This window comes from Pantoea sp. C2G6 (assembly GCF_051336815.1).
GTDB lineage: Bacteria > Pseudomonadota > Gammaproteobacteria > Enterobacterales > Enterobacteriaceae > Pantoea.
Window position 1 is genome coordinate 143,391 of the sequence record NZ_JBGMNJ010000001.1, and the last position, 25,274, is coordinate 168,664.

Sequence of the window (25,274 nt, forward strand, 5' to 3'; positions counted from 1 at the left end):
TTCAGGCGGTAAGGGCGAGAGGCCTCGCCCGGATGTCAGTTGCGCCGCTCAAAGGCCAGCGCACGCTTCTCAATCAGTCGCATCATCAGCGTCAGCACGCCGTTGACGCAGAGATAGACCAGACCGGCTGCGGCATAGACCGTGACGTCATAGGTACGCCCATAGAGCAGCTGACCGTGGCCCATCACTTCCATCAGCGTAATGGTGTAGGCCAGCGAGGTGCCTTTAAACACCAGCACCACTTCGTTTGAGTAGGAGGAGAGGGCGCGCTTAAATGCATAAGGCAGCAGGATGCGCAGGGTATCTTTGCGACTCATCCCCAGCGCGGCGCAGGATTGCCACTGGCCCGAAGGAATGGCGCGCACCGCCCCATAAAAGAGCTGCGTGGTATACGCCGCGCTGTTCAGCGACAGCGCCAGCATCGCGCACAGCCACGGCTGCGACAGCAGGTGCCATAGCCAGGGGATCTGCTGGATCGCGGGGAACTGTCCCGGTCCGTAGTAGATCAGGAAGATCTGCACCAGCAGCGGCGTACCGGTAAACAGCGTGATAAAGCCTTTGACCAGCGGATTAAAAACCGGGGTCTTCAGGGAGAGTATCACGGTGAACAGCAGCGCGAGCAGCAGTGCCACCGCCAGTGACGCCGCCGTCAGCGTCAGGCTGGTGTGCAGTCCTTTCAGAAGTTCGGGCAGATAAGCCAGCATTAGCTGTTCCCCCGTTCAAAGCGGGTAGTGCGCAGCTCAATGCGGCGCAACACCGCCTGGCTGAACAGCGTAATGACTAAGTAGATCGCGGCCGCCACCAGGAACCAGGTAAACGGCTGCTGGGTACGGGTCGCGATGCTTTTGGTTTGCAGCATCAGGTCATTGACGCTGATCAGCGAGACCAGCGCGGTATCTTTCAGCAGCACCAGCCACTGGTTGCCGAGGCCGGGCAGGGCGTGACGCCACATCTGCGGCATGATCAGCCGCAGAAAAATGGCCGATTTTTTCATGCCGAGCGCCTGACCCGATTCCCACTGGCCGACCGGCACCGCTTTCAGCGCGCCGCGCAGCGTCTGCGAGGCATAGGCGGCGTAGAGCATCGCCAGCGCAATCACCCCGCACAGGAAAGGACTGACGTCGAAGTTCTCAATCTGCACCTGAACCGGCAGCTGAAACAGCCCGAAGTTAAGCGTGAAGCCATCGGAGAGGGTGAGCAGCAGCTGAGACGCGCCAAAATAGATAAACAGCACCACCAGAATTTCAGGCAGGCCGCGGATCAGCGTCACCAGGCCGGTGCCGACCCACGCCAGCGGTTTCAGGCGCAGCGACTCCCAGCCAGCGAAAATCATCGCCAGCACCAGGCCGGCGATCAGGGCACAGACAGCAAGGCCGACGGTCATGCCGGCGGCGCTTGCGAGTGGGATCATGTCATTCATCGGAAATTACTGCGGAAACCATTTGCTGTAGAGGGTTTTGTAGGTTCCGTCTGCTTTGATCTTATCCAGCGCGCTGTTGAATTTGCTTTGCAGCTCGGTGTTACCGGTGCGCACCGCGATGCCCAGGCCAGTACCAAAGTAGGCTTTGTCCGTGACTTTTTCCCCTACCGGTGCCAGAGTCGCGTTCTTCTTCAGCCACTCATTGACCACGGCGCTGTCGCCAAACACCGCGTCGATACGGCCATTTTTCAGATCCAGCACCGCGTTCTGATAGCTGTCGTAAGGTACGGTGGTGATCTCAGCGTGTTTGTCAGTCAGGTATTTCTGATGGGTGGTGCCGTTCTGCACGCCGACCCGCTTGCCTTTCAGCGCCTCAACGCTGGCGACTTTGCCTTTCTGCGCCACAAACAGCGCGGAGTTGTCGTAGTAAGGTTTGGTGAACAGCACCTGTTTCTCACGCTCTGGCGTGATGTCCATGCCCGCCATCACCGCATCAAAGCGACGGAATTTCAGGCTGGGGATCAGGCTGTCAAACGCCTGATTGGTGAAGGTGCAGGTGGCGTCAATCTCTTTACACAGCGCGTTGGCCAGATCGACATCAAAGCCCTGGATTTTGTTGTCAGCATCGACGAACTCAAATGGCGGGTATGAGGCTTCGGTGGCAAAACGAATCGTCTGCGCTGCGGTCGCGCTCAGGCTAAAACCAGCAAGCAGTGCAGCAAGTACCATTTTTTTCATTTTTAGCATCCTGACTTAGTGCGAAAGATAGTGGGCAAACGCCTCGGTTTGCGGCTGTGTAAAGTGGCTGGCATCACCCTGTTCCACAATGTGACCGTTCTCCATGTAGACCACGCGACTGGCGGTTTTACGCGCCACTTCCACTTCGTGCGTTACGATCACCTGGGTAATCCGGGTCTGGGCCAGCTCACGAATAATAGTGACAATCTGAGCGGTGATTTCCGGGTCGAGTGCGGCGGTCGGCTCATCGAACAGCAGTACCTGCGGCTCCATCATCAGGGCGCGCGCAATCGCCACACGCTGCTGCTGACCGCCAGAGAGGTGCAGCGGATAGCGATCGCTGTAGGGGGTCAGACGCAGCCGGTCGAGCAGCTTGTCGGCCCGGGCGCGCGCGTCGCTTTTGCTGAGCCCCAGCACCCGGCAGGGCGCTTCAGTCAGATTCTGCAACACGGTGAGGTGCGGCCAGAGATTATATTGCTGGAACACCATTCCCACGTTCTGACGCAGTTCGCGAATCGCGGCATCAGCGGGCTTCTGGCTGAAGTCGAACCGGTTACCGGCAATCTGCAACTGACCAGAGCGGGGCTGTTCCAGCAGATTAAGCACCCGCAGCAGCGAACTCTTGCCCGCGCCGCTGGGACCCAGCAGCACCAGGGTTTCCCCTTGCGGACATTCCAGGTTGATGTCGAACAGCGCCTGATGAGCACCGTAGAAGCAGTTTATTGCGTTAAGTTGAATACTCATGCGCCAGATTTGAATAGCTATTAGTGTCGCGGATTTTAACGTCACCAGAATAGTTATGCAATTAAGGTGGGTTAAAATTTGTAAAACAAAGGGGAAACAGCGGAAGTTTAGCAGATTATCATGCACTTTCGGACGTCCGTCCGGCCCGGCGTCGGCAATAAAAAAGCGCGGCGTCAGGGACACCGCGCTCAGCCTCACCGTTTCACGGTTCGCTTATTTTTTGGTTTTTTCCAGCATCTGGCTCAGGCTGCCCCCTTCGGCATGGACCGGGTTGCCCATGTAGCGCACATCATCCACCACCCAGCAGCTGCCCTGATGGATCATCAGCACTTCATCCTGCCACTGTTTGTTGTCGCGGCTGAGATCGACCCGCAGCGGAATGTTACGCGCATCGCGGTTCGGAATAGTGGAGGCGTCGGCGACGCTGGCGGCGGTTGGACCCTGTGCCAGACTGGAGAAGAGATCGCCATTGCGCCACTGTGCGCCCGCATTGCTGCCGCTGGCCGCCTGTAAGGCGTGATAAAGCGCATCGCTCAGATAAGGACGGTATTTAGCCAGAGTCGTGCTGTCAGGCAGGCCCTGGGTCGGGCGTTCGACCCGCAGATCGTAGAACTGCTGGGCCACCTGGTCCGGGCCACCTTCAATGCAGGGTGCGGTACGCGGGCCATTGTCCTTAATCACTGGCTCAACGGTGGTACAGGCGCTGAGCAGCAGGGCCGCTGGGATCATTAGCGCAAACGCATTGTTTCTCATCTCGATTTCCTTAAGGTTCTCTGGCAAGGTGCCCTTTTTAGCATAGAGTATAGCTTTGCTTTTTAGTCGAAAGAGCCTTAGCCCGCTTTTCAACAAGGAGAACAGCATGAAATTTTCCACTACCCCAACGCTGGAAGGTCACAGCATCAGCGAATATTGCGGCGTCGTCACCGGGGAAGCGATTCTCGGGGCGAATATTTTCCGTGATTTCTTCGCCGGCATTCGCGACATCGTCGGCGGCCGCTCCGGTGCCTATGAGAAAGAGCTGCGCAAAGCGCGTGAGATCGCCTTTAAAGAGCTGGAAGAGCAGGCGAAAGCGCTGGGCGCTAACGCCGTGGTCGGGATCGACATCGATTATGAAACGGTTGGTAAAGAGAGCAGTATGCTGATGGTCAGCGTCACCGGCACCGCGGTGATTGTTCGTTGAAACCGGGTCTGCTGCTGATGCTGGCCCTGCTGCTGGCGGGCTGCCACTCCGGGATAGAGTCCCGTGACGGTTACTGGGCCGATCTGCGGCATCCCGCCCAGGGCGCACGGCCGCGGGTGAAGGTGATTGTGGTGCACTACACCGCCGAAGACTTCCCCTCTTCGCTGGCGACCCTGACCGATCGGGATGTCAGCGCCCACTATCTGATCCCGCGCCAGCCGCCTCAGCGCGGCGGAAAAGGGGTGATCTGGCAACTGGTGCCGGAGCAGCAGCTTGCCTGGCACGCCGGACCCAGTTTCTGGCGCGGTGCCAGCCGTATCAATGACACCTCGATTGGGATTGAGCTGGTAAACCGCGGTTATCGCACAACCCTGACCGGCCGGGAATGGCAGCCCTTTACCGCCGGGCAGATCGCCGTGCTGGAGGCGCTGCTGCGGGATATTTCCCGGCGTTACAGCATTCCACCAGAGAACATCGTCGGCCACAGCGATATTGCGCCACAGCGCAAGCAGGATCCCGGACCGCTGTTCCCGTGGCAGCAGCTGGCAGCGCGCGGCCTCGGAGCCTGGCCGGACGCCCGGCGGGTAGCCTTCTATTTAGCCGGACAGGATCCGCACGCCAGGGTAGCGCCAGCGGTGGTGCTGGATAAGTTAGCCCGCTACGGCTATCCGGTGACGGCGGAGATGAGCGCGCGCCAGCAGCAGAGGGTGATCGCGGCGTTTCAGATGCATTTCCGGCCAGCGGATTACCGGGGCGAGGCGGATGCTGAAACCGCCGCGATAGCGGCCGCGCTGCTGGATAAATATGGCGCGGCGCAGTAGGGAACTACCGTTGCAGGAAGGTGCGCCAGAGGGCGACAACCTGCTCCAGCGCCGCACGATCGGCATCAAGATGCGTCACCAGCCGGGTGCGGGTTCCCGCGCTGATTAACACGCCGTTGGCCTTCATCCAGTCGCCCAGCGCTTTAACCTGGGCTTCCGGCACCCCGACAAACAGCATGTTGGTCTGCTGGTCGAGGACGCTGACGCCCAGCGCCTGCAACTGCTCTCCCAGCCAGGCGGCGTTATCATGATCCTGCTGCAACCGCGCCACATTATGTTCCAGCGCATAGAGTCCGGCCGCCGCCAGAATACCCGCCTGGCGCATGCCGCCGCCGGTCATTTTACGCCAGCGGCGCGCCCGTTCGATCAGCGCCGCGTCGCCACACAGCAGCGAACCGACCGGCGTGCCGAGACCTTTTGACAGACAGATGGTCAGGGTGTCGCAGTAGCGGGCGATCGCCGCCAGCGTGGTCTGCTGCGCCACCACCGCGTTGAAAATTCGTGCGCCATCGATATGCAGCGCCAGCTGGCGTTCGCGGGTGAACTGCCAGGCCTGTTCCAGATAGTCCATCGGCAGCACTTTACCGTGATGGGTATTCTCCAGGCTCAGCAGGCGGGTACGGGCAAAGTGAATATCGTCAGGCTTGATCGCGGCCGCCACCACGTCGAGCGGCAGGGTGCCGTCGTCGGCGGCCAGCACCGGCTGCGGCTGAATACTGCCCAGCACCGCGGCACCGCCCGCCTCATATTTGTAGTTGTGCGCCTGCTGACCAACGATATATTCATCGCCGCGTTCGCAGTGGCTGAGCAGCGCCACCAGGTTCGCCTGGGTGCCGGTAGGGAAAAACAGCGCCGCCGCTTTGCCGCTCAGCCGTGCGGCTTCCGCCTCCAGGGCATTGACGGTGGGATCGTCACGGTAGACGTCATCACCGGTTTCGGCGGACATCATCGCGTTTAGCATGGCGGCGCTGGGCCGGGTCACGGTATCACTGCGTAAATCGATCACCTTGTGCTCCTGAACGTGGCGGAAGATAAAAAAAAGGCGGGCATCGCGCCCGCCTGGATGATCTCTCTGTTTTACCGCAGCCAGTTGGTTTTCGCCAGTTCTACCACTTCATCGCCACGGCCATTCATGATGGCGCGCAGCATGTAGAGGCTGAAGCCTTTAGCCTGCTCCATTTTGATCTGTGGTGGCATCGCCAGCTCCTCTTTCGCGGTGATCACATCGACCAGCACCGGACCCTCATGGGCAAACGCCTGCTCCAGCGCGCCATTGAGTTCCGACGCCTTCTCCACCCGGATGCCTTTAATGCCGCAGGCCTGGGCAATCGCGGCAAAATCGGGATTATCCAGCTCGGTGCCATCGGTGAGATAGCCACCGGCTTTCATCTCCATCGCCACAAAACCCAGCACGCTGTTGTTGAAGATCACCAGCTTGACTGGCATTTTCAGCTGCGCCAGCGTGATAAAATCGCCCATCAGCATACTGAAGCCGCCGTCGCCACACAGCGCCACCACCTGGCGGTTGCGGTCGATCGCCTGTGCGCCCAGCGCCTGGGGCATCGCGTTCGCCATCGAACCGTGGTTAAACGAACCGAGCAGGCGGCGCTTGCCGTTCATCTTCAGGTAGCGGGCCGCCCAGACGGTGGGGGTGCCGACATCACAGGTGAAGATAGCCTCATCGCTGGCGTAATGGCTGATCTGCTGCGCCAGATATTGCGGGTGGATCGGCTGCTTATCGTTGGGCTGTGCCAGCTCGTCCAGACTTTTTCGCGCTTCGCCATAGTGTTTAACCGCGCTGTCGAGGTGGCGGCGATCGCTTTTGCTGGTCAGCTGCGGCAGCAGCGCCTGGAGCGTGGTTTTCACATCGCCGACATAGGCCTGATCGACGTGACAGTGCGATCCCAGGCTGCCGGGATTGATGTCGATCTGGATGATTCTGGCCTTTTCCGGGTAGAAGGCGCGGTAGGGGAACTGGGTGCCCAGCAACACCAGGGTTTCGGCATTCATCATGGCGTGGAAACCAGAGGAGAAACCGATCAGCCCGGTCATGCCGACATCGTACGGGTTATCATATTCAATATGCTCTTTGCCGCGCAGCGCATGGACGATCGGGGCTTTGAGCGCTTCCGCCAGCGCCACCACCTCCGCATGCGCCCCGGCACAGCCGCTGCCGCACAGCAGGGTGATGTTACTGGCCTCATTCAGCGTCTGCGCCAGCTGGGTCAGTTCGGCGGGCTGGGGTAATACCTGCGGCAGCTGCGGCGGATACCAGGCGGCAGTCGCGGTTTCCGGGGCTAGCTGGAGCGCCACATCTCCGGGCAGTACCACCACCGAAACGCCGCGATTCAGGATTGCTTTACGCATCGCGATACCCAGTACCTGCGGCAGCTGCTCGGGATTAGAGACCAGTTCGCAGTAGTGGCTGCATTCGCGGAACAGCTCCTGCGGATGGGTCTCCTGAAAATAGTTGCTGCCGATTTCGCTGGAGGGAATATGGGCGGCAATCGCCAGCACCGGCACCCGGTTGCGGTGACAGTCAAACAGACCGTTAATCAGGTGTAAGTTGCCAGGGCCGCAGGAGCCGGCGCAGACCGCCAGCTCGCCGCTGATGTGCGCCTCGGCGCCCGCTGCAAAGGCGGCCACCTCTTCATGGCGTGTGGGCATCCATTCAATGGTGCCCATGCGATTCAGACTGTCGCTCAGGCCGTTCAGTGAATCCCCGGTGACGCCCCAGATGCGTTTTACGCCCGCGCTTTCCAGCGTTTTGGCGACCAGCGCCGCCACGGTTTGTTTCATGCTCTTCTCCTTTTTCAGCTCGCCATACAGAGTGACGTGACCAGAACCGCAAAAAAGAAGCGTAGACGACACGGCAGAAAAGCAGCCGTGAAAAAATGCGCTGGCGACCACCAGCGCATCTCAGGCAGGGATCAGGCGGAGAAGAGGGCGATCAGAATCGGGGCCAACAGGCTCATCACAAAGCCATGCACGATGGCGGCCGGGACGATCTCATTGCCGCCCGCCCGCTGTAGCACCGGCAGGGTAAAGTCCATCGACGTCGCGCCGCACAAGCCTAACGCGCTGGAGCGGTGACGGCCAATCAGCGCCGGGATTAACATGATCGCCAGCAGCTCACGCAGCAGGTCGTTGAAGAAGGCGGCGCTGCCGATCACCGGGCCAAAAGCTTCGGTCATCAGTATGCCAGAGAGGGAATACCAGCCGAAGCCGCTGGCCAGCGCCAGGCCGGTCTTCAGCGGCACGCCCAGCAGCAGAGCCGCGATCATCCCGCCCAGCAGCGCGCTGACCAGCACCACGCTGGCGACCAGCAGGCCGCGCCGGTTAAGGATGATCTGCCGCAGGGTCATCCCGCTGCCGCGCAGTTGAATGCCGACCAGAAACAGCAGGAAGAGCAGCGCATATTCACTGGCGGTGGAGGCGTGATGCAGCAGCGACCACTGGGTCAGGCCGAGCAGAAATCCGAGCACCACCACGCCGCACAGCTTCAGGGAATCCAGCGCCATATGCAGCCGCGACGGCAGTTTTTCCTGCCGATGCATATGCTGCCACGGGGCATATTTTTCCAGCCCGCGTAACGCCAGCAGGTTGCACAGCAGAATGCAGAACGCCGCCACCAGCGCGGTGTGAAAGACGGCAAGCAGGTTGCTGCTGAGGTTGTCGAGAAAAGCCAGGCTGATGCCCATAAAGAAGAGAATGACGTAAACCATCCAGCCCAGCAGCTGATTGACCCGATGCTGGATAGCGGTTTTTCGTAACGGTATTAACCAGCCGGCGATCAGCGGCAGCAGAATAATCAGAAGTCCAGAGTACATAACATCAAGGTCATCCATGCGGGAAATGGCGACACGCTAGCGAAAAAGCGTAGCGGAGTAAACCCTGTATGAGATGAACTTGACCGGCTGGCTTGCGGCAACCATGCTTCGGTAAGCATAAGGATGGAAACCTATGATTCTGGAACATATCGACATTCACGGTTTTCGCGGCATCAACCAGCTCTCACTGCCGTTGACCCAGACCAATCTGCTGATTGGTGAGAACGCCTGGGGCAAATCCAGCCTGCTGGATGCGCTGAGCCTGTTACTGTCGCCCCAGGAGCCCGCCTATGTGTTTACCGAGGCTGATTTCCACTTTACCCCTGGCGATGTCAGCGATCCGATGCGCCAGCTGTCGGTGATCTTTCACTTTCGCGATACTGGCAGCGACCCGGATGCGCTGCTGTCACCTTTCTGGCAGCGTGATGCGCAGGGGCAGCGGCGTCTTTACTACCACGTCAGCGCGACCCGGCATGAGCGTGGCGTCGATACCCGCCGCGGCTTCGTGGATGCGCGCTATCAGCGCTTGCCTGAGCAGAACTGCGCGGCAGCGATCGATCTTTTGCTGCGGCGCTATCCGGTTTTGCGACTGCGTGATGCGCGCTTCGGTAAACGGCCGCGTCCTGTGGTGCGGCGTGATGAGCCAGCCTCCGCCCTGCATCCTCAATTGTTAGCGGGAATGGAACGGCTGGCGCGCGATCTGGAACGGCATCCACAGCAGCTCAGTGATGAGGTGCTGCGCCAGGGATTAAAAACCATGCAGCAGCTGATGCAGCACTATTTTCTGGTACAGCCGCCGGATGCCAGCATGGAGGCGCGGCAGCGCGATCCTCAGATACGCGATGGCATTGAGGGTTGGCGGGCGCTGGATCACCTGAACCAGCTGATTGCCGCTACCGACTCCCGCAGCCGTCAGCTGATCCTGTTGCAGATGTTTACCCTGCTGATTGAGGCGCGGGGCGACGTCCCGCTGGCCTCTGACGCCCGGCCGCTGTTGCTGATTGAAGATCCCGAAACCCGCCTGCATCCGATCATGCTGTCAGTAGCCTGGAACCTGCTGCGGCTGTTGCCGCTGCAAAAAATCGCCACCACCAATTCTGGCGAGCTGCTGTCGCAGGTGCCGCTGGAGAGCGTCTGCCGTCTGGTGCGGGAAGCGTCGCGCGTGGCGGCCTGGCGCATCGGGCCGGAGGGGCTGAGTGCGGAAGAGAGTCGCCGCATCGGTTTTCATATTCGGGTCAACCGGCCTGCGGCGCTGTTTGCCCGTTGCTGGCTGCTGGTGGAAGGGGAAACTGAAGTCTGGATCATGAACGAACTGGCGCAGCAGTGCGGCTATAACTTTGCCGCCGAAGGGGTAAAGGTGATCGAATTTGCCCAGTCAGGCCTGAAGCCGCTGATTAAGTTCGCCCGGCGAATGGGGATTGCCTGGCATGTGCTGACCGATGGCGACCAGGCGGGCAATAAATATGCCGCGACTACCCGCAGTCAGCTCTCACCGGATGAGGCGGAGGCGCGCTATCTGACGCAGTTACCGGCGCTGGATATGGAGAATTTTCTCTACCAGCACGGTTTCCAGGATGTTTATCACCGCGCGGCGCACCTGCCGTTAAACGTGCCTATGGGTGCCAGGCGTATTATTACCAAAGCGATTCACCAGAGTTCGAAGCCTGAACTGGCGATCGCGGTGGCGGCTTCCGCTGCGGAACGCGGGCCGGATGCCATACCGGCGCTGATTCAGCAGATGTTCGTCTGCGTCATCGGGCTGGCGCAGGGTCAGGCCGATTGAGGTGAGTGAAAATAAAGAAAATGCCAGCGCGGCTGGCTGGCATTTTAGAGCGAGTGCGCAGAAGATCGATAACTGTCAGGCCACAGCCTGCACTTCAACGGGCACGATCAGGCTGGCATGATTGCCTTTCGGGCCTTCATGGACATCGAACTGAACCTGCTGACCCGCCTTGAGCGTGCGGTAGCCTTCCATCTGAATCGTGGAGTAGTGCGCAAAAATATCTTCGCCGCCGTCTGATGGACAGATAAAACCAAAGCCTTTGGAATTATTGAACCATTTAACTGTACCCGTCTCCATGCTTTTACTTCCCTCGCAAGACATTTTATAAGTAGGTGAGGTCATCGAAGCTGTGAGTCGAGTTTGATTAAAACTCAATCAGCTTGTGCAGGTAGAATGTAGAGAAAGGGCGGCTGGCGTCAAGCAAACCACCGGGCCGGGTGGGGAGAAAATCATCAAAATTTGAGGCAGTTAACGCTATTGCGAATTTTGTGATGCAGGTCGCGCAAAGGAAATTCTGAATAAATTTTCAGCAGCGGCCAGCGGCTTGACAGGCATGTTAAACTCTCAACATGTAGCCACTTAAAGGCTAAAAGCGAAATCTCAACGGAACACTATGGCAAACACAAACGACTGGCTTAACTTTGAACATCTGGCCGAAGACAAAGTACGCGAAGGGTTAAAGCCGCCTTCAATGTATAAAGTCATTCTGAATAATGACGATTATACACCTATGGAATTTGTTATTGACGTTGTGCAAAAGTTCTTTTCTTATGATGTTGAACGTGCAACGCAGCTGATGTTGAAAGTTCACTATCACGGCAAGGCGATCTGTGGTGTATTTACCGCAGAAGTCGCCGAAACAAAAGCGGCCCAGGTGAACAATTATGCGCGGGAAAATCATCATCCGTTGCTGTGTACGCTGGAAAAAGCCTGATCCCGTCTCCATATAGGAAGCAGGTCAGGCGATAATTGGGGGAGGTGCCTAATGCTCAATCAAGAACTGGAACTCAGTTTAAACATGGCTTTCGCCAGAGCGCGTGAGCACCGTCATGAGTTTATGACCGTCGAGCATCTGTTACTGGCACTGCTCAGTAACCCGTCGGCCAGAGAGGCACTGGAAGCCTGTACGGTGGATATAGTGGCTCTGCGGCAGGAACTCGAAGCCTTCATCGAACAAACCACGCCGGTGTTGCCCGCCAGCGAAGAGGAGCGTGACACGCAACCCACGCTCAGCTTCCAGCGCGTATTGCAGCGCGCGGTTTTCCATGTCCAGTCATCCGGTCGCAGTGAAGTCACCGGGGCGAATGTGCTGGTCGCCATTTTCAGCGAGCAGGAGTCGCAAGCGGCCTATCTGTTACGCAAACATGAAGTGAGCCGCCTTGATGTGGTGAATTTCATCTCTCACGGTACGCGCAAAGATGAGCCGGGCCAGGCGCCAGGCGCAGAAAATCCGGTTAACGAAGAGCAAGCAGGCGGGGAGGAGCGTATGGAAAACTTCACCACCAATCTTAATCAGCTTGCTCGCGTCGGTGGGATCGATCCACTGATTGGTCGCGATAAAGAGCTGGAACGTACCATCCAGGTGCTGTGCCGTCGCCGTAAAAACAACCCGCTGCTGGTGGGTGAATCAGGCGTCGGTAAAACAGCGATTGCTGAAGGTCTCGCCTGGCGTATCGAGCAGGGCGATGTCCCGGAAGTGATGAAAGATTGCACCATCTACTCGCTGGATATTGGCTCGCTGCTGGCGGGCACCAAATATCGCGGTGACTTTGAAAAACGATTCAAAGCGCTGTTAAAACAGCTGGAGCAGGATGAGAGCAGCATTCTGTTTATCGATGAGATCCATACCATCATCGGTGCGGGTGCGGCTTCCGGGGGTCAGGTGGATGCGGCAAACCTGATCAAACCGCTGCTTTCCAGCGGTAAGATCCGGGTGATGGGTTCCACTACCTATCAGGAATTCAGCAACATCTTCGAAAAAGATCGTGCTCTGGCGCGTCGCTTCCAGAAGATCGATATTACCGAGCCGTCGGTTGAAGAGACCGTGCAGATCCTCAACGGTCTGAAGACCAAATACGAAGCGCATCACGACGTGCGTTATACCGCGAAAGCGGTGCGTGCGGCGGTGGAGCTGGCGGTGAAATATATCAATGACCGGCATCTGCCTGACAAGGCGATTGACGTGATTGATGAAGCGGGTGCGCGTGCGCGCCTGATGCCAGCCAGCAAACGTAAGAAAACCATCAACGTGGCTGACATTGAAACCGTGGTTGCGCGTATTGCGCGTATTCCTGAGCAAAGTGTTTCAGCCACCGATCGTGATACGCTGAAAAATCTGGGCGATCGCCTGAAGATGCTGGTGTTTGGTCAGGACAATGCCATTGAGGCGCTGACTGAAGCGATCAAAATGAGCCGTGCAGGTCTGGGTCAGGATCGTAAACCAGTGGGTTCCTTCCTGTTCGCCGGTCCGACCGGTGTCGGTAAAACGGAAGTCACTGTTCAGCTGGCGAAGGCGCTGGGGATTGAACTGCTGCGCTTTGATATGTCCGAGTACATGGAGCGTCACACCGTCAGTCGTCTGATCGGTGCGCCTCCGGGCTATGTCGGGTTTGATCAGGGCGGCCTGCTGACGGATGCGGTTATCAAGCATCCTCATGCGGTGGTGTTGCTGGATGAGATTGAGAAAGCGCACCCGGATGTCTTTAACCTGCTGTTGCAGGTAATGGATAACGGTATGCTGACCGATAACAACGGTCGCAAAGCGGACTTCCGCAACGTGGTGCTGGTGATGACCACCAACGCCGGGGTGCGTGAGACCGAACGTAAATCGATCGGCCTGATTCATCAGGACAACAGCACCGATGCAATGGAAGAGATCAAAAAGATCTTTACCCCAGAGTTTCGTAACCGTCTCGACAACATCATCTGGTTTAAACATCTGTCACCAGAGGTGATCCATCAGGTGGTCGATAAATTTATTGTCGAGTTGCAGGCGCAGCTGGATGCGAAAGGCGTCTCGCTGGAAGTCAGTGATGAAGCACGCGACTGGCTGGCAGAGAAGGGCTATGACAAAGCGATGGGCGCTCGTCCGATGGCGCGCACCGTGCAGGAGAGCCTGAAGAAACCGTTAGCCAATGAACTGCTGTTTGGTTCGCTGGTCGATGGTGGGTCGGTCTCCGTGGCGCTGGATCGTGAGAAAGGTGAACTGACCTATCACTTCCTGAGTGCGGCAAAACGGAAAACCGAAGGCACCGTGCATTAATCGCCTGATGCAGATATGAAAAAGGCCGGATGAAAATCCGGCCTTTTTTTTCGCTTCATCCTGAAATGAAGCGGCGAGACTATCGCCTGTTAGCGACTACGGAAGACAATGCGGCCTTTGCTCAGGTCGTACGGGGTCAGCTCGACGGTCACTTTGTCGCCCGTCAGGATGCGGATGTAGTTTTTGCGCATTTTACCGGAGATATGAGCAGTAACCACGTGTCCGTTCTCAAGTTCTACGCGGAACATGGTGTTAGGTAACGTATCCAGTACGGTACCTTGCATTTCAATATTGTCTTCTTTGGCCATCGAATCCTCTGGGTGTACTACCTTTCAGTTGAACCGGCAAGATAATGCCCAATTCAACGATTTATGTAAAGAACCGTCGGCGAGTGAGCCAACGCTTTGCCGGGCTTCGCCTGTGATCGCGAGCATCGGGTAAATTAGGGTGTTTATGTGACGTCTGCGGGGGATTAGCGGGCTAAGAATCTGTATCAACCGGTTACGCGCGCACGATTGAAAAACAGTTCCGAGAGTGCGTTGAGATTCCCAGCCTGGCAATTCCGGCTTGTTATTGCAAAGCGCGGACGACATACCAAACTCGACCATTATATCACTTATACGCTTTTATGTGTGCAAAACATCTCTGCGCGGCTAAAAAAGGGTTTGCGTCTGCCAGCAGCCGTCGCTGACCGGCTGGCACGCCAGGTTGTGAACATATTGCAGATAGTCAGCACGCGGGATCTCCTGCGCGCCCAGAGAGGCGGTATGGGGGTTAAGTACCTGACAATCCACCAGACGTCCCTGATGTTTGATGAAATGCTGGCAGAAGACCCAAAGCGCGGTTTTAGAGGCGTTCTGCTGGCGGCTGAACATCGACTCGCCGCAGAAGATTTGCCCCATCGCTAATCCATACATCCCGCCCACCAGCTGATGTTCATGCCAGACTTCAATCGAATGCGCGTGGCCCAGTTCATACAGGCGTAACCAGGCGCGCTTCATTTCAAAGGTAATCCAGGTGCCTTCCTCCCGACCATTGGCACAGCCGTCGATTACCTCGTCAAAGGCCTCGTTCATGGTGACCCGGTAGGGCGAGTGGTTATGGAAACGCTTCATGCTGCGGCTGAGGTGAAACTCTTCAGGTATCAGCACCGCGCGGGGATCGGGCGACCACCAGAGGATCGGATCGCCGGGGGAAAACCAGGGAAAAATGCCACGCTGATAGGCGTTCAGTAACCGGGCAGGGGAGAGATCGCCGCCCATAGCCAGCAGGCCATTTGGCTCGCGCAGTGCCATCTCCGGTGGCGGAAATTGCAGAGATTCCCGTGACAGTTGTACCAGTCTCATCGCGTTAGTTTACTCATCAGCATTTCGCTAAGACTATAGCGCAATCCGTTGCCGGAAACGCCAGTAGCGACCCGCTTTTGAGATTAATACGGCATGGCTACCCTGCTCAACGATGACGCCATTATCCATCACGCAGATACGATCCATCTGCTCCAGACCGCTCAGGCGATGAGTCACCATTATCACGGTTTTGCCCGCGGTCAGGCGTTGCAGCAGGTTAAGAATATGCTGCTCGGTGGTGGCATCCAGTCCTTCTGTCGGCTCGTCCAGCAGCCAGAGATCGCCGTTATGCAGCAGCGCGCGTGCGATCGCCAGCCGCCGCAGCTCACCGCCTGAGAGCGGGCGACCACCTTCACCCATCCAGGCGTTTAATCCTTCCTCTGTCTCCAGCAGGCGTTGCAGGCCGACCTCCGTCAGCGCCGCACGCAACTGCTCATCACTGGCGGCTGGACATGCCAGCAGCAGGTTGTCGCGCAGGCTCTGGCTGAACAGATGGACCCGTTGCGTGACCACGCTGATGCGCTGACGCAACTCTGACTCCTGCCATGCGCCGATCGGCAGATCGTTCAGAGTGATGACACCATGCTGGCTCTCCCAGCCACGGGTCAGCAGCGCCAGCAGGGTCGATTTGCCGCAGCCGGTCGGCCCTAACAGCGCGATCCGCTCGCCTGCGTCTACCCGCAGGGTGAGCCGGTTAAGCACTTTATCCGGGCGGTCTGGATAGCTGAAATCGAGCTGATCGATGGCTATCGCCAGACTACCGGGCCGGGCATCAGAGTGTGGCGGGAAAGTGATGGCAGGCGGCTGGTCGATGATCTCATTAACCCGCTGCGCGGCGGTATTCACCTGAGACATCGGCAGGAAAGCACCCGCAACCGGTGCCAGCGCTTCAAAAGCGGCCAGCCCACAAAACACCACCAGAGCGATCAGCGAACCAGGCAACTGCTCTGCCCGGATAGTACCGGCAGCCAGCCAGAGCAGTAATGTCACCGCCACACCGCTGATGAGCAGCAGCAGGCTCTGTGCCGCCGCCTGTAAGCGCTGCTGCTGACGCTGCGCCTGCTGCCAGCGAAGCTCATCTTCATCAAGCTGCTGACGCCAGGCGTGCGACGCACCATATAAGGTGAGTTCAGCCTGGCCCGCCAGCCACTGCATCAGCTGTAAACGCCAGCGGGCACGACCCTGCGCAATCGCGATCCCGGCAGGCGCGCCCAGGCGATAAAAGATCGACGGCATCAGCACCAGGGTAGCCAGCATGATGCCACCCAGCGTCAGGGCCAGCTGAAGGTCGATAAAGCTCATCCCGAGGGTAACTACCACCATCACTACAAACGCCCCGAAAAGCGGCGAGATGACGCGCAGATAAAGATGATCCAGCGTATCAACATCCGCCACAAACCGGTTAAGCAGATCCGCCTGCCGGAACTGCGAAAGCTGGCCCGGCGACAGCGCCATCAGACGGCTGAAAGTATAAACACGCAGATGCTGAAGCACCCGGAAGGTGGCGTCGTGACTGACCAGGCGCTCAGCGTAGCGTGCAGCGGTGCGAATGATGGCCGCGCCACGCACTCCTGCTGCCGGCAGCATGTAGTTGAAGGAGTAGAGTCCGGCTACTCCTGCCACGGAGGAGGCCGCCAGGAACCAGCCTGACAGCGTCAGCAGGCCGATGCTGGCCAGCAGGGTCACTATCGCCAGCACGATGCCCAGCGCCAGGCGAAAGGGGTGGCGCAGCCAGAGGCGAAGGAAAGGGCGCAGCGCTGACATCAGCGGATCTCCTGTTGACGATGTTGCAGCATCTGACTGAACGGTCCCGGCTGTTGCGAGAGCTGCTGCCAGCTACCCTGTTGCACCAGCTTACCCGCTTCCATCACCCAGATTGTCTGCCAGTGGCTGAGCGCATCAATCTGGTGGGTGATCATCAGCGTGGTCTGCCGGGCGGCGGCCTGGTTCAGCGCCAGCATCACATGTCGTTCACTGATCGCATCCAGGCTGGCGGCGGGCTCATCAAGCAGCAGCAGGTGTGAGGATCGGTAGAGCGCTCGCGCCACGGCAACCCGCTGCGCCTGGCCGACCGACAGGTAATGACCGCCATCACCCGGCTGGGTTTCGATGCCATCTGGCAGACGAGGCAGAAATTCATCGACGCCACAGGATGCCAGCACCGCGCTAAAACGCTCCGGGTCCCACGGGGCGTTCATCACGATGTTGTCGCGCAAGGTAGCCGCCGGTAACTGCGGGTTCTGTCCGACCCAGCTGAGCTGCTGGTGCCAGTCGGTCCGGCGAATATCGCGTAACTCGACGCCGTTGGCTTTAAGCGAACCCTGATAGGGCAGAAAGCCGAGCAGGGCGCTCATCAGGGCGGTTTTGCCCGCACCACTTTGCCCGACCAGCGCAACCTGTTCATCGGAAGCAATGTTAAAGGTCAGCGGACCACACAGCCGCTGACCATCGGGCGCACACACCACCAGATCCAGCGCGGCCAGCGCGATAGCCTGGTCAGCAGTAAACGGCAACTGGCCTTGCTGCGCTGCTGCGGCCGGTGTCGCCTGCATAAAGGTTTCGAGGGCATCCGCCCCGCCGACCGCCTGCGCTTTAGCGTGATAAAAGGCCCCTAAATCGCGCAGCGGCTGGAAAAACTCCGGGGCGAGGATCAGCACCAGAAAGCCGGTAAACAGTGTGACGCCCTGACCGTAAGCGCCGAAATGCAGTTCACCCAGATAGGAGAAGCCAAAGTAAACCGCCACCACCGCGATGGCTAACGAGGCGAAAAACTCCAGTACCGCCGAGGAGAGAAAGGCTAAACGCAGCACTTCCATAGTGCGCTGGCGAAAATCGGTCGTGGCCGCCGCCATCGCCTGCTGCTCCGCCGCGCCGCGATCAAACAGGCGCAGCGTCTCTCTGCCGCGCAGACGGTCAAGAAAATTACCGCTCAGGCGGGCCAGCACCAGAAAATTCCGCCGATTCGCCTCGGCCGCACCCATGCCGACTAACGCCATAAACAGCGGAATCAACGGCGCGGTGGCGAACAGGATCAGGCCAGCCGCCCAGTTCAGTGGAAACAGCGTCAGCAGAATGCAGCAGGGGATCAGCACCGCCAGCGTCATCTGTGGCAGGTAGCGCGCATAGTACTCCTGCATCTCCTCAATCTGCTCCAGCAGCAGGGTCGCCCAACTGCCCGCGGGTTTGCCCTGGATCCAGGCCGGGCCCAGCGCCGATAAACGATCTAACACCTGTTTGCGCAGCGCCTGACGGATAGCCTGTCCGGCGCGGTAGCCGGTGAGTTCGCGGGCGTAGTTAATCAGCGCGCGCAGGGCAAAGCAGAGCAGCACCAGCAGCAGGCGGGCGGTCAGGGTTTCGCGCGGCTGCTGCTCAACAATCAGCGCCTGAAGCAGCGAAGCCAGCAACGCGGCCTGCACAATGATCAGGAGCGCACTGGCCATCCCCAGCAGCGTGTTGAGTCGCAACCAGTGACCGGCGAAACGACGTTGCTGACGGAGCCAGTGGGTAAGATGCTGCTGCCGCGATTTATCCATGCGAGACCATGTTAAATGTCGATGAGGGATGAAAAGGGGATGAGATTCCCCTCACTTCAGGCGCAAGAATCTAGCATGAGGGCAATAAAAAAGGCGACTGAAAAACCGTCGCCTGGAACATTTAAGATCAGAGGATTAACAACTTACCGATCGTTTTTAACCAGCCCGTCAAGATAGCGCTCAGCGTCTAACGCAGCCATACAGCCGGTGCCCGCAGAGGTGATCGCCTGACGATAGATATGATCCATCACATCGCCCGCCGCAAAGACGCCAGGGATGCTGGTCTGGGTGGCGTTGCCATGCAGACCAGACTGCACTTTGATGTAGCCATTTTCCAGCGCCAGCTGACCGTCGAAGATGGCGGTGTTCGGGCTATGTCCGATGGCAACAAACAGACCGGCCACTTCCAGCGCTTCGGTTTCATCGCTGTTCTGGGTTGAGCGAAGGGTCAGACCGGTAACGCCCATCTGGTCGCCGACCACCTCTTCCAGCGTGCGGTGGGTATGCAGCACAATGTTGCCGCTGCGCACTTTTTCCATCAGCCGATCGATCAGGATCTTCTCGGCGCGGAAACTGTCGCGGCGGTGGATCAGGTGCACTTCAGAGGCGATGTTGGCCAGGTAAAGCGCCTCTTCTACGGCGGTGTTACCGCCGCCAATCACCGCGACTTTCTGATTACGGTAGAAAAAGCCGTCACAGGTGGCGCAGGCGGAGACGCCTTTGCCTTTGAACGCCTCTTCAGAAGGCAGACCGAGATAGCGGGCTGACGCACCCGTGGCGATGATCAGGGCATCGGCGGTGTATTCGCCGCTGTCACCGACCAGGCGGAACGGACGGTTCTGGAGATCCACGGTGTGGATATGATCGAAAATAATCTCGGTGTTGAATTTTTCAGCATGCTCCTGCATGCGTTCCATCAACGCCGGACCTGTCAGATCGTGCGGGTCGCCCGGCCAGTTCTCCACCTCGGTGGTGGTGGTCAGCTGTCCGCCTTTTTCCAGACCGGTAATCAGCACCGGATTCAGGTTGGCGCGTGCAGCATAAACGGCTGCGGTATAACCCGCTGGACCGGAGCCCAGAATGAGTAACTTACTGTGTTTGGCCGTACTCATGCGTTCCTCAGTTTCATTCGGCTGACATAGCCTGCGATTGTAGGGAATATCTGGCGGCAATGACAAGGCTTAGCCAATTTTGTTAACGATAGCTGCAAACGGCGTAGTCGATGAGTGGCGATTGTGCCTGGCCGTTGCGCTAAAAGGGGGCAAAAATCGGTTTTTGCTGGTGCAATAGTTCAAAAATACTCATTTAAAAACAGATACCCAGCGGTCTGTCTGGCATCTTGTACTGAATTTGGTGATTTTACTTTGACAATCGCCTGCGCTTTTGCGAAAACATTATCAGAAGCGAATAACATTTATCGGAATAAAACAGGGTTTCCTCCCCTGTTTTGCATGTAAAGCCAGATAAAAGCAGCCTGCTATAGGTCATGACGCATGATGTGGACAGACAACATGCGTCATATCAATAAGTGTGATAGCACACAGGCTCTGTTAGCTCACTTCAGAAATGCCCCGAACAATGAGCGTTTTCAGGGCGAGGCAGGTAAAGGGAAGGAATTAAGAGAGACAATAATAATGGTAGACAATAAGAAACGCCCCGGAAAAGATCTCGACAGAATTGACAGGAATATTCTGAATGAACTTCAGAAAGATGGTCGCATTTCAAACGTAGAGCTTTCCAAACGTGTAGGATTATCGCCTACGCCATGTCTTGAGCGCGTGCGTCGTCTTGAACGTCAGGGCTTCATCCTTGGCTACACTGCGCAGTTAAACCCACATTATCTGGATGCTTCACTGCTGGTGTTTGTTGAGATTACTCTGAATCGTGGTGCGCCCGATGTGTTTGAGCAATTTAACGCCGCGGTGCAAAAACTTGAGGAAACTCAGGAGTGTCACCTCGTTTCTGGCGATTTCGACTACCTGCTGAAAACCCGCGTGCCCGATATGTCCGCCTACCGCAAACTGCTGGGTGAGACCCTGCTGCGTCTGCCGGGCGTAAACGACACGCGGACTTACGTGGTGATGGAAGAGGTCAAACAGAGCAATCGACTGGTGATCAAAACTCGCTGATGCGGGGCAGGTGCAAAACCTGTGAGATTTCGGTACACTCCTGTGAATTCATACAGGACCAGCGTCGGGCCAGCCCGGCGCTGTTGCTTCTTACTTTACAGGCACCTGGAGAGTTCTCTTGAGCCAGGAATACACAGAAGACAAAGACGTTTCGTTACAATCGCTAAGCAGTGGACGTCGTCTGCTGGAAGCATTGCTTATTCTGGTGGCGCTGTTTGCCATCTACCTGATGGTTTCGTTAGTCAGCTTTAACCCTTCCGACCCGAGCTGGTCGCAAACGGCCTGGCATGAACCCATTCACAACCTTGGCGGCAGCGTGGGTGCCTGGCTCGCTGACACCTTGCTGTTCATTTTTGGTGTTATGGCTTACGCCATTCCGCCGGTGATTCTGGGCCTCTGCTGGATCGCTTTCCGCCAGCGCGATAACCAGGACTATATCGATTACTTTGCCATTGGCCTGCGGCTGATTGGCGTCCTTGCGCTGGTGGTCACCACCTGCGGCCTGGCGGCACTCAACGCGGACGACATCTGGTATTTCGCCTCCGGCGGGGTAATCGGCAGCCTGGTCAGTAACGCTATTGCCCCCTGGTTCAGTCCGGCGGGCGGCACGCTGACCCTGCTTTGCGTCTGGGCAGCGGGGGTCACGCTCTATACCGGCTGGTCATGGCTTACCATCGCGGAACGTATCGGCGGTGTTGTCATGGGTGTGCTCACTTTTGCCAGTAATCGCTCACGCCACGATGAGCCCTGGCAGGAAGAGGATGAGCGGGATACTCAGGATGACGGCGACGTTCCACTGCTGCATGCGGCGGATCAGCAGGAGGATGATGTGCTGCTCTCTGCCCCTCGTCGTGCCGCACAGCCTGTCCTGTCTTCAGAGGATCCGCTGCTGGTGAAAGCCGCGGCTGCCACCAGCGCCGCGGTCGCCGCTACCGCTGAAGCCGCTGAGGTGGCCATTACGCCAGCCGCGACGTCAGCGGCTGCCAGTCCAGCGGCGGCTCCGGCCGCGACGCCAGCGCCTGTCAGTGCATCGGCTACGACGCCAGCGCCTGCGGCGGCGGTTTCGCCTTCAGCCCCGGTAGCACAACCCGCTTCAGATACTGCCGCTTATGCTGCCGCCACCGCTCAGTCAGCGGCAACGGCCCAGGCAGCGGCGCAGCATGCTGCGACACCGGCCGCCACGCCACCGCTTTACCATTTTGAGATGCCTGACGAGGCGCCCGCTGCGCACTCATTTAATGCTTACGACGATGACGAGCCGAAAATGGGTAACTGGCGTGACACGCCATCGTTGCCTGACGTGCCAGTCGCCGCGGCCACCGCCACCGCTGCGGCAGCCCAGGCGGTGACCCGCACCGCGCCCGCTTTCGATCTGGCTCCCGAAACGTCTCTCAATCCGCAGGTTAAGCAGGGTATCGGTCCGACCCTGCCACGTCCTAACCCGGTTAAACTGCCGACCCGGCGTGAGCTGGCTTCCTATGGCATTAAGCTGCCTTCTCAGCGCATGGCGGAAGAGAAAGCGAAATCGACGAGTGTGGCGGTTGCTGACGCAGCTGCTGCACCTGAGACTGAAGCTGAAGAGGCGTTGCAGCAGGCTGAACTGCGCCAGGCCTTCCAGTCTGAACAGCAGCAGCGCTATGGCAGCAGCTGGCAGCAGGAGGAGGAAGATGAGCAGGAAGCGCATCAGCAGGCGGCACTGGCGCGTCAGTTTGCCGAGCAGCAACAGCAGCGCTATGAGCCTGAAGTGAAAAAAGAGTCGCCGGTGTTCAACATTGATACCGCGTCAGCCTTTGATTTCTCTCCGATGAAAGATCTGGTTGATGACGGCCCGTCTGAACCGCTGTTTACTATTGCTGCTACGCCGGAGCCGGAAGCCCCTGCCGCTTCACATGAACCCTGGCAGCAGATGAGTGAGGTCGCCACCCCTCAGGCAGCGGCTCAGGTTCCCGCGCCTGCCAGTTTCTCACCGGCAGAGCCTGCCTACGCTGCGCCAGCAGCACCGGAGCCAGCTTACAGCGCGCCTGTGGCCACTTCCGCACCCGCTTATGGCACGGCTGCACCGGCTTACGCTGCGCCTGCGACACCCGCTGCGCCTGCTTATGGCGCGCCGGCGGTGCCAGCGGCTCAGCCCGTGGAAGAGCCGAAGCCTTCGCTGCACGACAGCCTGATCCATCCTTTCCTGATGCGCCATGAGCAGCCGCTGGAGAAGCCGTCAACCCCGCTGCCTTCCATGGACCTGCTGACTGCGCCACCGGAAGAGGAAGAGCCGGTCGATATGTTCTCCCTGGAGCAGACCGCTCGCCTGGTGGAGTCGCGGTTAGGTGATTATCGCGTAAAAGCCGAGGTGGTTGGCATCTCACCGGGTCCGGTGATCACCCGTTTTGAACTCGACTTAGCCCCTGGGGTAAAAGCGGCTCGCATCTCTAACCTGTCGCGCGATTTAGCCCGTTCACTCTCGACCGTGGCGGTTCGTGTGGTGGAAGTGATCCCCGGTAAACCTTACGTGGGTCTGGAACTGCCGAACAAACATCGTCAGACCGTCTATCTGCGTGAAGTGCTGGATTGCCCTAAATTCCGTGATAATCCTTCACCGCTGGCGGTGGTGCTGGGCAAAGATATTGCCGGTCAGCCGGTGGTGGCCGATCTGGCGAAAATGCCGCACTTACTGGTGGCCGGTACTACCGGTTCCGGTAAGTCGGTGGGTGTGAACGCCATGATTATCAGCATGCTCTATAAGGCAACGCCGGAAGAAGTCCGCTTCATTATGATCGACCCGAAAATGCTTGAGCTGTCGGTCTATGAAGGCATTCCGCACCTGCTGACCGAAGTGGTCACCGACATGAAAGATGCGGCCAATGCGCTGCGCTGGAGTGTTGGCGAGATGGAGCGTCGCTATAAGCTGATGTCGGCGCTGGGCGTGCGTAATCTGGCGGGTTACAACGAAAAAGTGGAACAGGCTGACGCCATGGGCCGCCCGATTCCCGATCCGTTCTGGAAGCCGGGTGACAGCATGGATATGACGCCGCCGGTACTGGAAAAACTGCCTTATATCGTGGTGATGGTCGATGAGTTTGCTGACCTGATCATGGCGGTCGGGAAGAAGGTCGAAGAGCTGATTGCGCGTCTGGCACAGAAAGCGCGTGCGGCGGGTATCCACCTGGTACTGGCAACCCAGCGTCCTTCGGTGGATGTGATTACCGGCCTGATCAAAGCGAACATCCCGACTCGTATCGCCTTTACCGTGTCCAGCAAAATTGACTCACGCACCATTCTTGATCAGGGCGGCGCGGAGTCGTTACTGGGGATGGGTGACATGCTCTACATGCCGCCAAACTCCTCGTTACCGATTCGTGTACATGGTGCCTTTGTGCGTGACCAGGAAGTGCACGCGGTGGTTCAGGACTGGAAGGCGCGTGGTCGTCCGCAATATATCGACAGCATTACCGCAGGCGAAGAGAGTGAAGGCCCAGGCGGTATGGAGAGTGATGAAGAGCTTGATCCGCTGTTTGACCAGGCGGTGAGCTTCGTGGTGGATAAGCGTCGCGCCTCAATCTCCGGTGTGCAGCGTCAGTTCCGCATCGGCTACAACCGTGCGGCACGTATCATCGAACAGATGGAAGCGCAGGGCATCGTTTCTGCGCCGGGGCACAACGGCAACCGTGAAGTGCTTTCACCACCGCCCCATGATATGTAGCGGTGAATGACAGGTTTTGAAACAGTTATCAATGAGCCAGTTGCGACTGGCTCATTGTTTTTGTGCGGTTAAACCCCATATCTGAATCAGCTTTCGGTTTTTTCCTCTGTTCTGATGACGGAACGGCGACCAGGCTTAATGCAGTTATCGATGGGAACGTTTAAATAAGGAATTGAAGCAGATGAAATTACGCGCAATCGCTCTGGGCCTGTTGGCCACCTTTTCATCAGCCAGCGTTCTGGCTGATGCTTCCAGTGATCTGCAACAGCGCCTGAACAAGGTCAGCAGCTTCCACGCCAGCTTCACGCAAAAAGTCACCGACAGCAGCGGCGCTAATGTGCAGGACGGGGAAGGCGAACTGTGGGTCAAGCGTCCCAGCCTGTTTAACTGGCATATGACCGCCCCGGATGAAAGCATCATTATCTCTGACGGCAAATCGCTGTGGTTCTACAATCCGTTTGTTGAGCAGGCGACCGTCAGCCTGTTGCAGAACGCGACCAGCAACACGCCGTTTATGTTGATTGCCCGTAATCAGTCAAATGACTGGAAGCAATACAACATCAAACAGCAGGGTGACAATTTTGAGCTGACGCCGAAAAACAGCGACGGCAACCTGAAACAGTTCACCATCCAGGTGACTCCCGGCGGCACCATCAACCGCTTCAGCGCTATCGAACAGGATGGTCAGCGCAGCGACTACCAGCTGAAAAGCCAGCAGAATGGCGCGATCAGCCCGGATAAATTTACGTTCACACCGCCTAAAGGCGTGACGGTGGACGACCAACGTCAGTGAG

21 protein-coding genes, 1 pseudogene and 1 riboswitch are annotated in these 25,274 nt (G+C 58.1%); of the genes and pseudogenes, 8 read left to right on the forward strand and 14 right to left on the reverse strand.

What is annotated here, in order from left to right; genetic code table 11:
- Positions 1-35: 35 nt before the first annotated feature.
- The 5 genes from artM to ACCW71_RS00700 all read right to left on the reverse strand — a co-directional run bounded on the left by artM (position 36) and on the right by ACCW71_RS00700 (position 3,655).
- The gene (gene artM, locus ACCW71_RS00680; RefSeq protein WP_436368941.1) at positions 36-704 is read right to left on the reverse strand and encodes an arginine ABC transporter permease ArtM; all 669 of its coding nucleotides are present in this window, start codon (positions 702-704) and stop codon (positions 36-38) included.
- Entirely contained in the window at positions 704-1,420 is a 717-nt protein-coding gene (artQ, locus tag ACCW71_RS00685; protein ID WP_436368942.1) for an arginine ABC transporter permease ArtQ, read from the reverse strand. The genes artM and artQ overlap by 1 nt, the downstream gene beginning before the upstream one ends.
- A 6-nt stretch (positions 1,421-1,426) precedes the next feature.
- The gene (gene artJ / locus ACCW71_RS00690) at positions 1,427-2,158 is read right to left on the reverse strand and encodes an arginine ABC transporter substrate-binding protein (protein WP_436368944.1); all 732 of its coding nucleotides are present in this window, start codon (positions 2,156-2,158) and stop codon (positions 1,427-1,429) included.
- A 15-nt stretch (positions 2,159-2,173) separates the two neighbouring features.
- On the reverse strand, positions 2,174-2,902 hold the full coding sequence (artP, locus tag ACCW71_RS00695; protein ID WP_436368945.1) for an arginine ABC transporter ATP-binding protein ArtP: 729 nt from the start codon (positions 2,900-2,902) through the stop codon (positions 2,174-2,176).
- A 213-nt stretch (positions 2,903-3,115) separates the two neighbouring features.
- A complete protein-coding gene (locus ACCW71_RS00700; RefSeq protein ID WP_436368946.1) occupies positions 3,116-3,655 on the reverse strand; it encodes a lipoprotein in 540 nt (179 codons plus the stop codon).
- Positions 3,656-3,761: 106 nt separating this feature from the next.
- Between ACCW71_RS00700 and ACCW71_RS00705 the strand changes: the two genes are divergently transcribed.
- Positions 3,762-4,082 (forward strand): heavy metal-binding domain-containing protein, encoded by a 321-nt coding sequence (locus ACCW71_RS00705; RefSeq protein ID WP_436368947.1) that lies wholly within the window; start codon positions 3,762-3,764, stop codon positions 4,080-4,082.
- A complete protein-coding gene (locus ACCW71_RS00710) occupies positions 4,079-4,903 on the forward strand; it encodes an N-acetylmuramoyl-L-alanine amidase (RefSeq protein ID WP_436368948.1) in 825 nt (274 codons plus the stop codon). The genes ACCW71_RS00705 and ACCW71_RS00710 overlap by 4 nt, the downstream gene beginning before the upstream one ends.
- 4 nt (positions 4,904-4,907) lie before the next feature.
- Here the strand turns inward: ACCW71_RS00710 and ltaE are convergent.
- The 3 genes and pseudogenes from ltaE to ACCW71_RS00725 form a co-directional block, all read right to left on the reverse strand.
- Positions 4,908-5,843 (reverse strand): annotated as a pseudogene (ltaE, locus tag ACCW71_RS00715) (low-specificity L-threonine aldolase); the annotation flags it as partial.
- Positions 5,814-5,865: riboswitch (Fluoride riboswitch) on the reverse strand. Its footprint overlaps the pseudogene before it by 30 nt.
- A gap of 115 nt (positions 5,866-5,980) precedes the next feature.
- On the reverse strand, positions 5,981-7,702 hold the full coding sequence (poxB, locus tag ACCW71_RS00720) for a ubiquinone-dependent pyruvate dehydrogenase (protein WP_436368949.1): 1,722 nt from the start codon (positions 7,700-7,702) through the stop codon (positions 5,981-5,983).
- A 131-nt stretch (positions 7,703-7,833) separates the two neighbouring features.
- On the reverse strand, positions 7,834-8,733 hold the full coding sequence (locus ACCW71_RS00725) for a lysine exporter LysO family protein (RefSeq protein ID WP_436368950.1): 900 nt from the start codon (positions 8,731-8,733) through the stop codon (positions 7,834-7,836).
- A gap of 133 nt (positions 8,734-8,866) precedes the next feature.
- Between ACCW71_RS00725 and ACCW71_RS00730 the strand changes: the two genes are divergently transcribed.
- Entirely contained in the window at positions 8,867-10,516 is a 1,650-nt protein-coding gene (locus ACCW71_RS00730; protein ID WP_436368951.1) for a DUF2813 domain-containing protein, read from the forward strand.
- Between the two features lie 75 nt (positions 10,517-10,591).
- On the opposite strand, the gene cspD is transcribed toward ACCW71_RS00730, so the two are convergent.
- A complete protein-coding gene (gene cspD, locus ACCW71_RS00735; protein WP_436368953.1) occupies positions 10,592-10,813 on the reverse strand; it encodes a cold shock-like protein CspD in 222 nt (73 codons plus the stop codon).
- Positions 10,814-11,129: 316 nt separating this feature from the next.
- Between cspD and clpS the strand changes: the two genes are divergently transcribed.
- Both clpS and clpA read left to right on the forward strand, forming a co-directional pair.
- Positions 11,130-11,450 (forward strand): ATP-dependent Clp protease adapter ClpS, encoded by a 321-nt coding sequence (gene clpS / locus ACCW71_RS00740; RefSeq protein WP_003849318.1) that lies wholly within the window; start codon positions 11,130-11,132, stop codon positions 11,448-11,450.
- A 51-nt stretch (positions 11,451-11,501) separates the two neighbouring features.
- Complete coding sequence (gene clpA / locus ACCW71_RS00745; RefSeq protein WP_436368955.1) at positions 11,502-13,778, forward strand: ATP-dependent Clp protease ATP-binding subunit ClpA; 2,277 nt, start codon at positions 11,502-11,504, stop codon at positions 13,776-13,778.
- Positions 13,779-13,867: 89 nt separating this feature from the next.
- Here clpA and infA read toward each other — a convergent pair whose 3' ends face one another.
- From infA to trxB, 5 genes are all read right to left on the reverse strand, one after another.
- Positions 13,868-14,086 carry a translation initiation factor IF-1 gene (gene infA / locus ACCW71_RS00750; RefSeq protein WP_002211347.1) on the reverse strand — a complete coding sequence of 73 codons (219 nt, stop codon included), beginning with the start codon at positions 14,084-14,086 and terminating at the stop codon, positions 13,868-13,870.
- 345 nt (positions 14,087-14,431) lie between these two features.
- Positions 14,432-15,124: a leucyl/phenylalanyl-tRNA--protein transferase gene (gene aat, locus ACCW71_RS00755; protein WP_436368957.1), complete on the reverse strand. Its 693-nt coding sequence runs from the start codon at positions 15,122-15,124 to the stop codon at positions 14,432-14,434.
- A gap of 33 nt (positions 15,125-15,157) precedes the next feature.
- The gene (gene cydC / locus ACCW71_RS00760; protein WP_436368959.1) at positions 15,158-16,888 is read right to left on the reverse strand and encodes a heme ABC transporter ATP-binding protein/permease CydC; all 1,731 of its coding nucleotides are present in this window, start codon (positions 16,886-16,888) and stop codon (positions 15,158-15,160) included.
- Entirely contained in the window at positions 16,888-18,657 is a 1,770-nt protein-coding gene (gene cydD, locus ACCW71_RS00765; protein WP_436368960.1) for a heme ABC transporter permease/ATP-binding protein CydD, read from the reverse strand. The genes cydC and cydD overlap by 1 nt, the downstream gene beginning before the upstream one ends.
- Positions 18,658-18,800: 143 nt before the next feature.
- Positions 18,801-19,769 carry a thioredoxin-disulfide reductase gene (gene trxB / locus ACCW71_RS00770; RefSeq protein WP_436368961.1) on the reverse strand — a complete coding sequence of 323 codons (969 nt, stop codon included), beginning with the start codon at positions 19,767-19,769 and terminating at the stop codon, positions 18,801-18,803.
- A gap of 522 nt (positions 19,770-20,291) precedes the next feature.
- Between trxB and lrp the strand changes: the two genes are divergently transcribed.
- From lrp to lolA, 3 genes are all read left to right on the forward strand, one after another.
- Positions 20,292-20,786 carry a leucine-responsive transcriptional regulator Lrp gene (gene lrp, locus ACCW71_RS00775; RefSeq protein ID WP_006118610.1) on the forward strand — a complete coding sequence of 165 codons (495 nt, stop codon included), beginning with the start codon at positions 20,292-20,294 and terminating at the stop codon, positions 20,784-20,786.
- A 118-nt stretch (positions 20,787-20,904) separates the two neighbouring features.
- Entirely contained in the window at positions 20,905-24,480 is a 3,576-nt protein-coding gene (locus tag ACCW71_RS00780) for a DNA translocase FtsK 4TM domain-containing protein (protein ID WP_436368962.1), read from the forward strand.
- A gap of 181 nt (positions 24,481-24,661) precedes the next feature.
- Positions 24,662-25,273 (forward strand): outer membrane lipoprotein chaperone LolA, encoded by a 612-nt coding sequence (gene lolA, locus ACCW71_RS00785; RefSeq protein ID WP_436368964.1) that lies wholly within the window; start codon positions 24,662-24,664, stop codon positions 25,271-25,273.
- Position 25,274: the final 1 nt, after the last annotated feature.

Coding starts and splice junctions, on each gene's coding strand:
- artM (WP_436368941.1), bottom strand. CDS start 704: ATGCTGGCTTATCTGCCCGAACTTCTGAAAGGACTGCACACCAGCCTG.
- artQ (WP_436368942.1), bottom strand. CDS start 1,420: ATGAATGACATGATCCCACTCGCAAGCGCCGCCGGCATGACCGTCGGC.
- artJ (WP_436368944.1), bottom strand. CDS start 2,158: ATGAAAAAAATGGTACTTGCTGCACTGCTTGCTGGTTTTAGCCTGAGC.
- artP (WP_436368945.1), bottom strand. CDS start 2,902: ATGAGTATTCAACTTAACGCAATAAACTGCTTCTACGGTGCTCATCAG.
- ACCW71_RS00700 (WP_436368946.1), bottom strand. CDS start 3,655: ATGAGAAACAATGCGTTTGCGCTAATGATCCCAGCGGCCCTGCTGCTC.
- ACCW71_RS00705 (WP_436368947.1), top strand. CDS start 3,762: ATGAAATTTTCCACTACCCCAACGCTGGAAGGTCACAGCATCAGCGAA.
- poxB (WP_436368949.1), bottom strand. CDS start 7,702: ATGAAACAAACCGTGGCGGCGCTGGTCGCCAAAACGCTGGAAAGCGCG.
- ACCW71_RS00725 (WP_436368950.1), bottom strand. CDS start 8,733: ATGTACTCTGGACTTCTGATTATTCTGCTGCCGCTGATCGCCGGCTGG.
- ACCW71_RS00730 (WP_436368951.1), top strand. CDS start 8,867: ATGATTCTGGAACATATCGACATTCACGGTTTTCGCGGCATCAACCAG.
- cspD (WP_436368953.1), bottom strand. CDS start 10,813: ATGGAGACGGGTACAGTTAAATGGTTCAATAATTCCAAAGGCTTTGGT.
- clpS (WP_003849318.1), top strand. CDS start 11,130: ATGGCAAACACAAACGACTGGCTTAACTTTGAACATCTGGCCGAAGAC.
- clpA (WP_436368955.1), top strand. CDS start 11,502: ATGCTCAATCAAGAACTGGAACTCAGTTTAAACATGGCTTTCGCCAGA.
- infA (WP_002211347.1), bottom strand. CDS start 14,086: ATGGCCAAAGAAGACAATATTGAAATGCAAGGTACCGTACTGGATACG.
- aat (WP_436368957.1), bottom strand. CDS start 15,124: ATGAGACTGGTACAACTGTCACGGGAATCTCTGCAATTTCCGCCACCG.
- cydC (WP_436368959.1), bottom strand. CDS start 16,888: ATGTCAGCGCTGCGCCCTTTCCTTCGCCTCTGGCTGCGCCACCCCTTT.
- cydD (WP_436368960.1), bottom strand. CDS start 18,657: ATGGATAAATCGCGGCAGCAGCATCTTACCCACTGGCTCCGTCAGCAA.
- trxB (WP_436368961.1), bottom strand. CDS start 19,769: ATGAGTACGGCCAAACACAGTAAGTTACTCATTCTGGGCTCCGGTCCA.
- lrp (WP_006118610.1), top strand. CDS start 20,292: ATGGTAGACAATAAGAAACGCCCCGGAAAAGATCTCGACAGAATTGAC.
- lolA (WP_436368964.1), top strand. CDS start 24,662: ATGAAATTACGCGCAATCGCTCTGGGCCTGTTGGCCACCTTTTCATCA.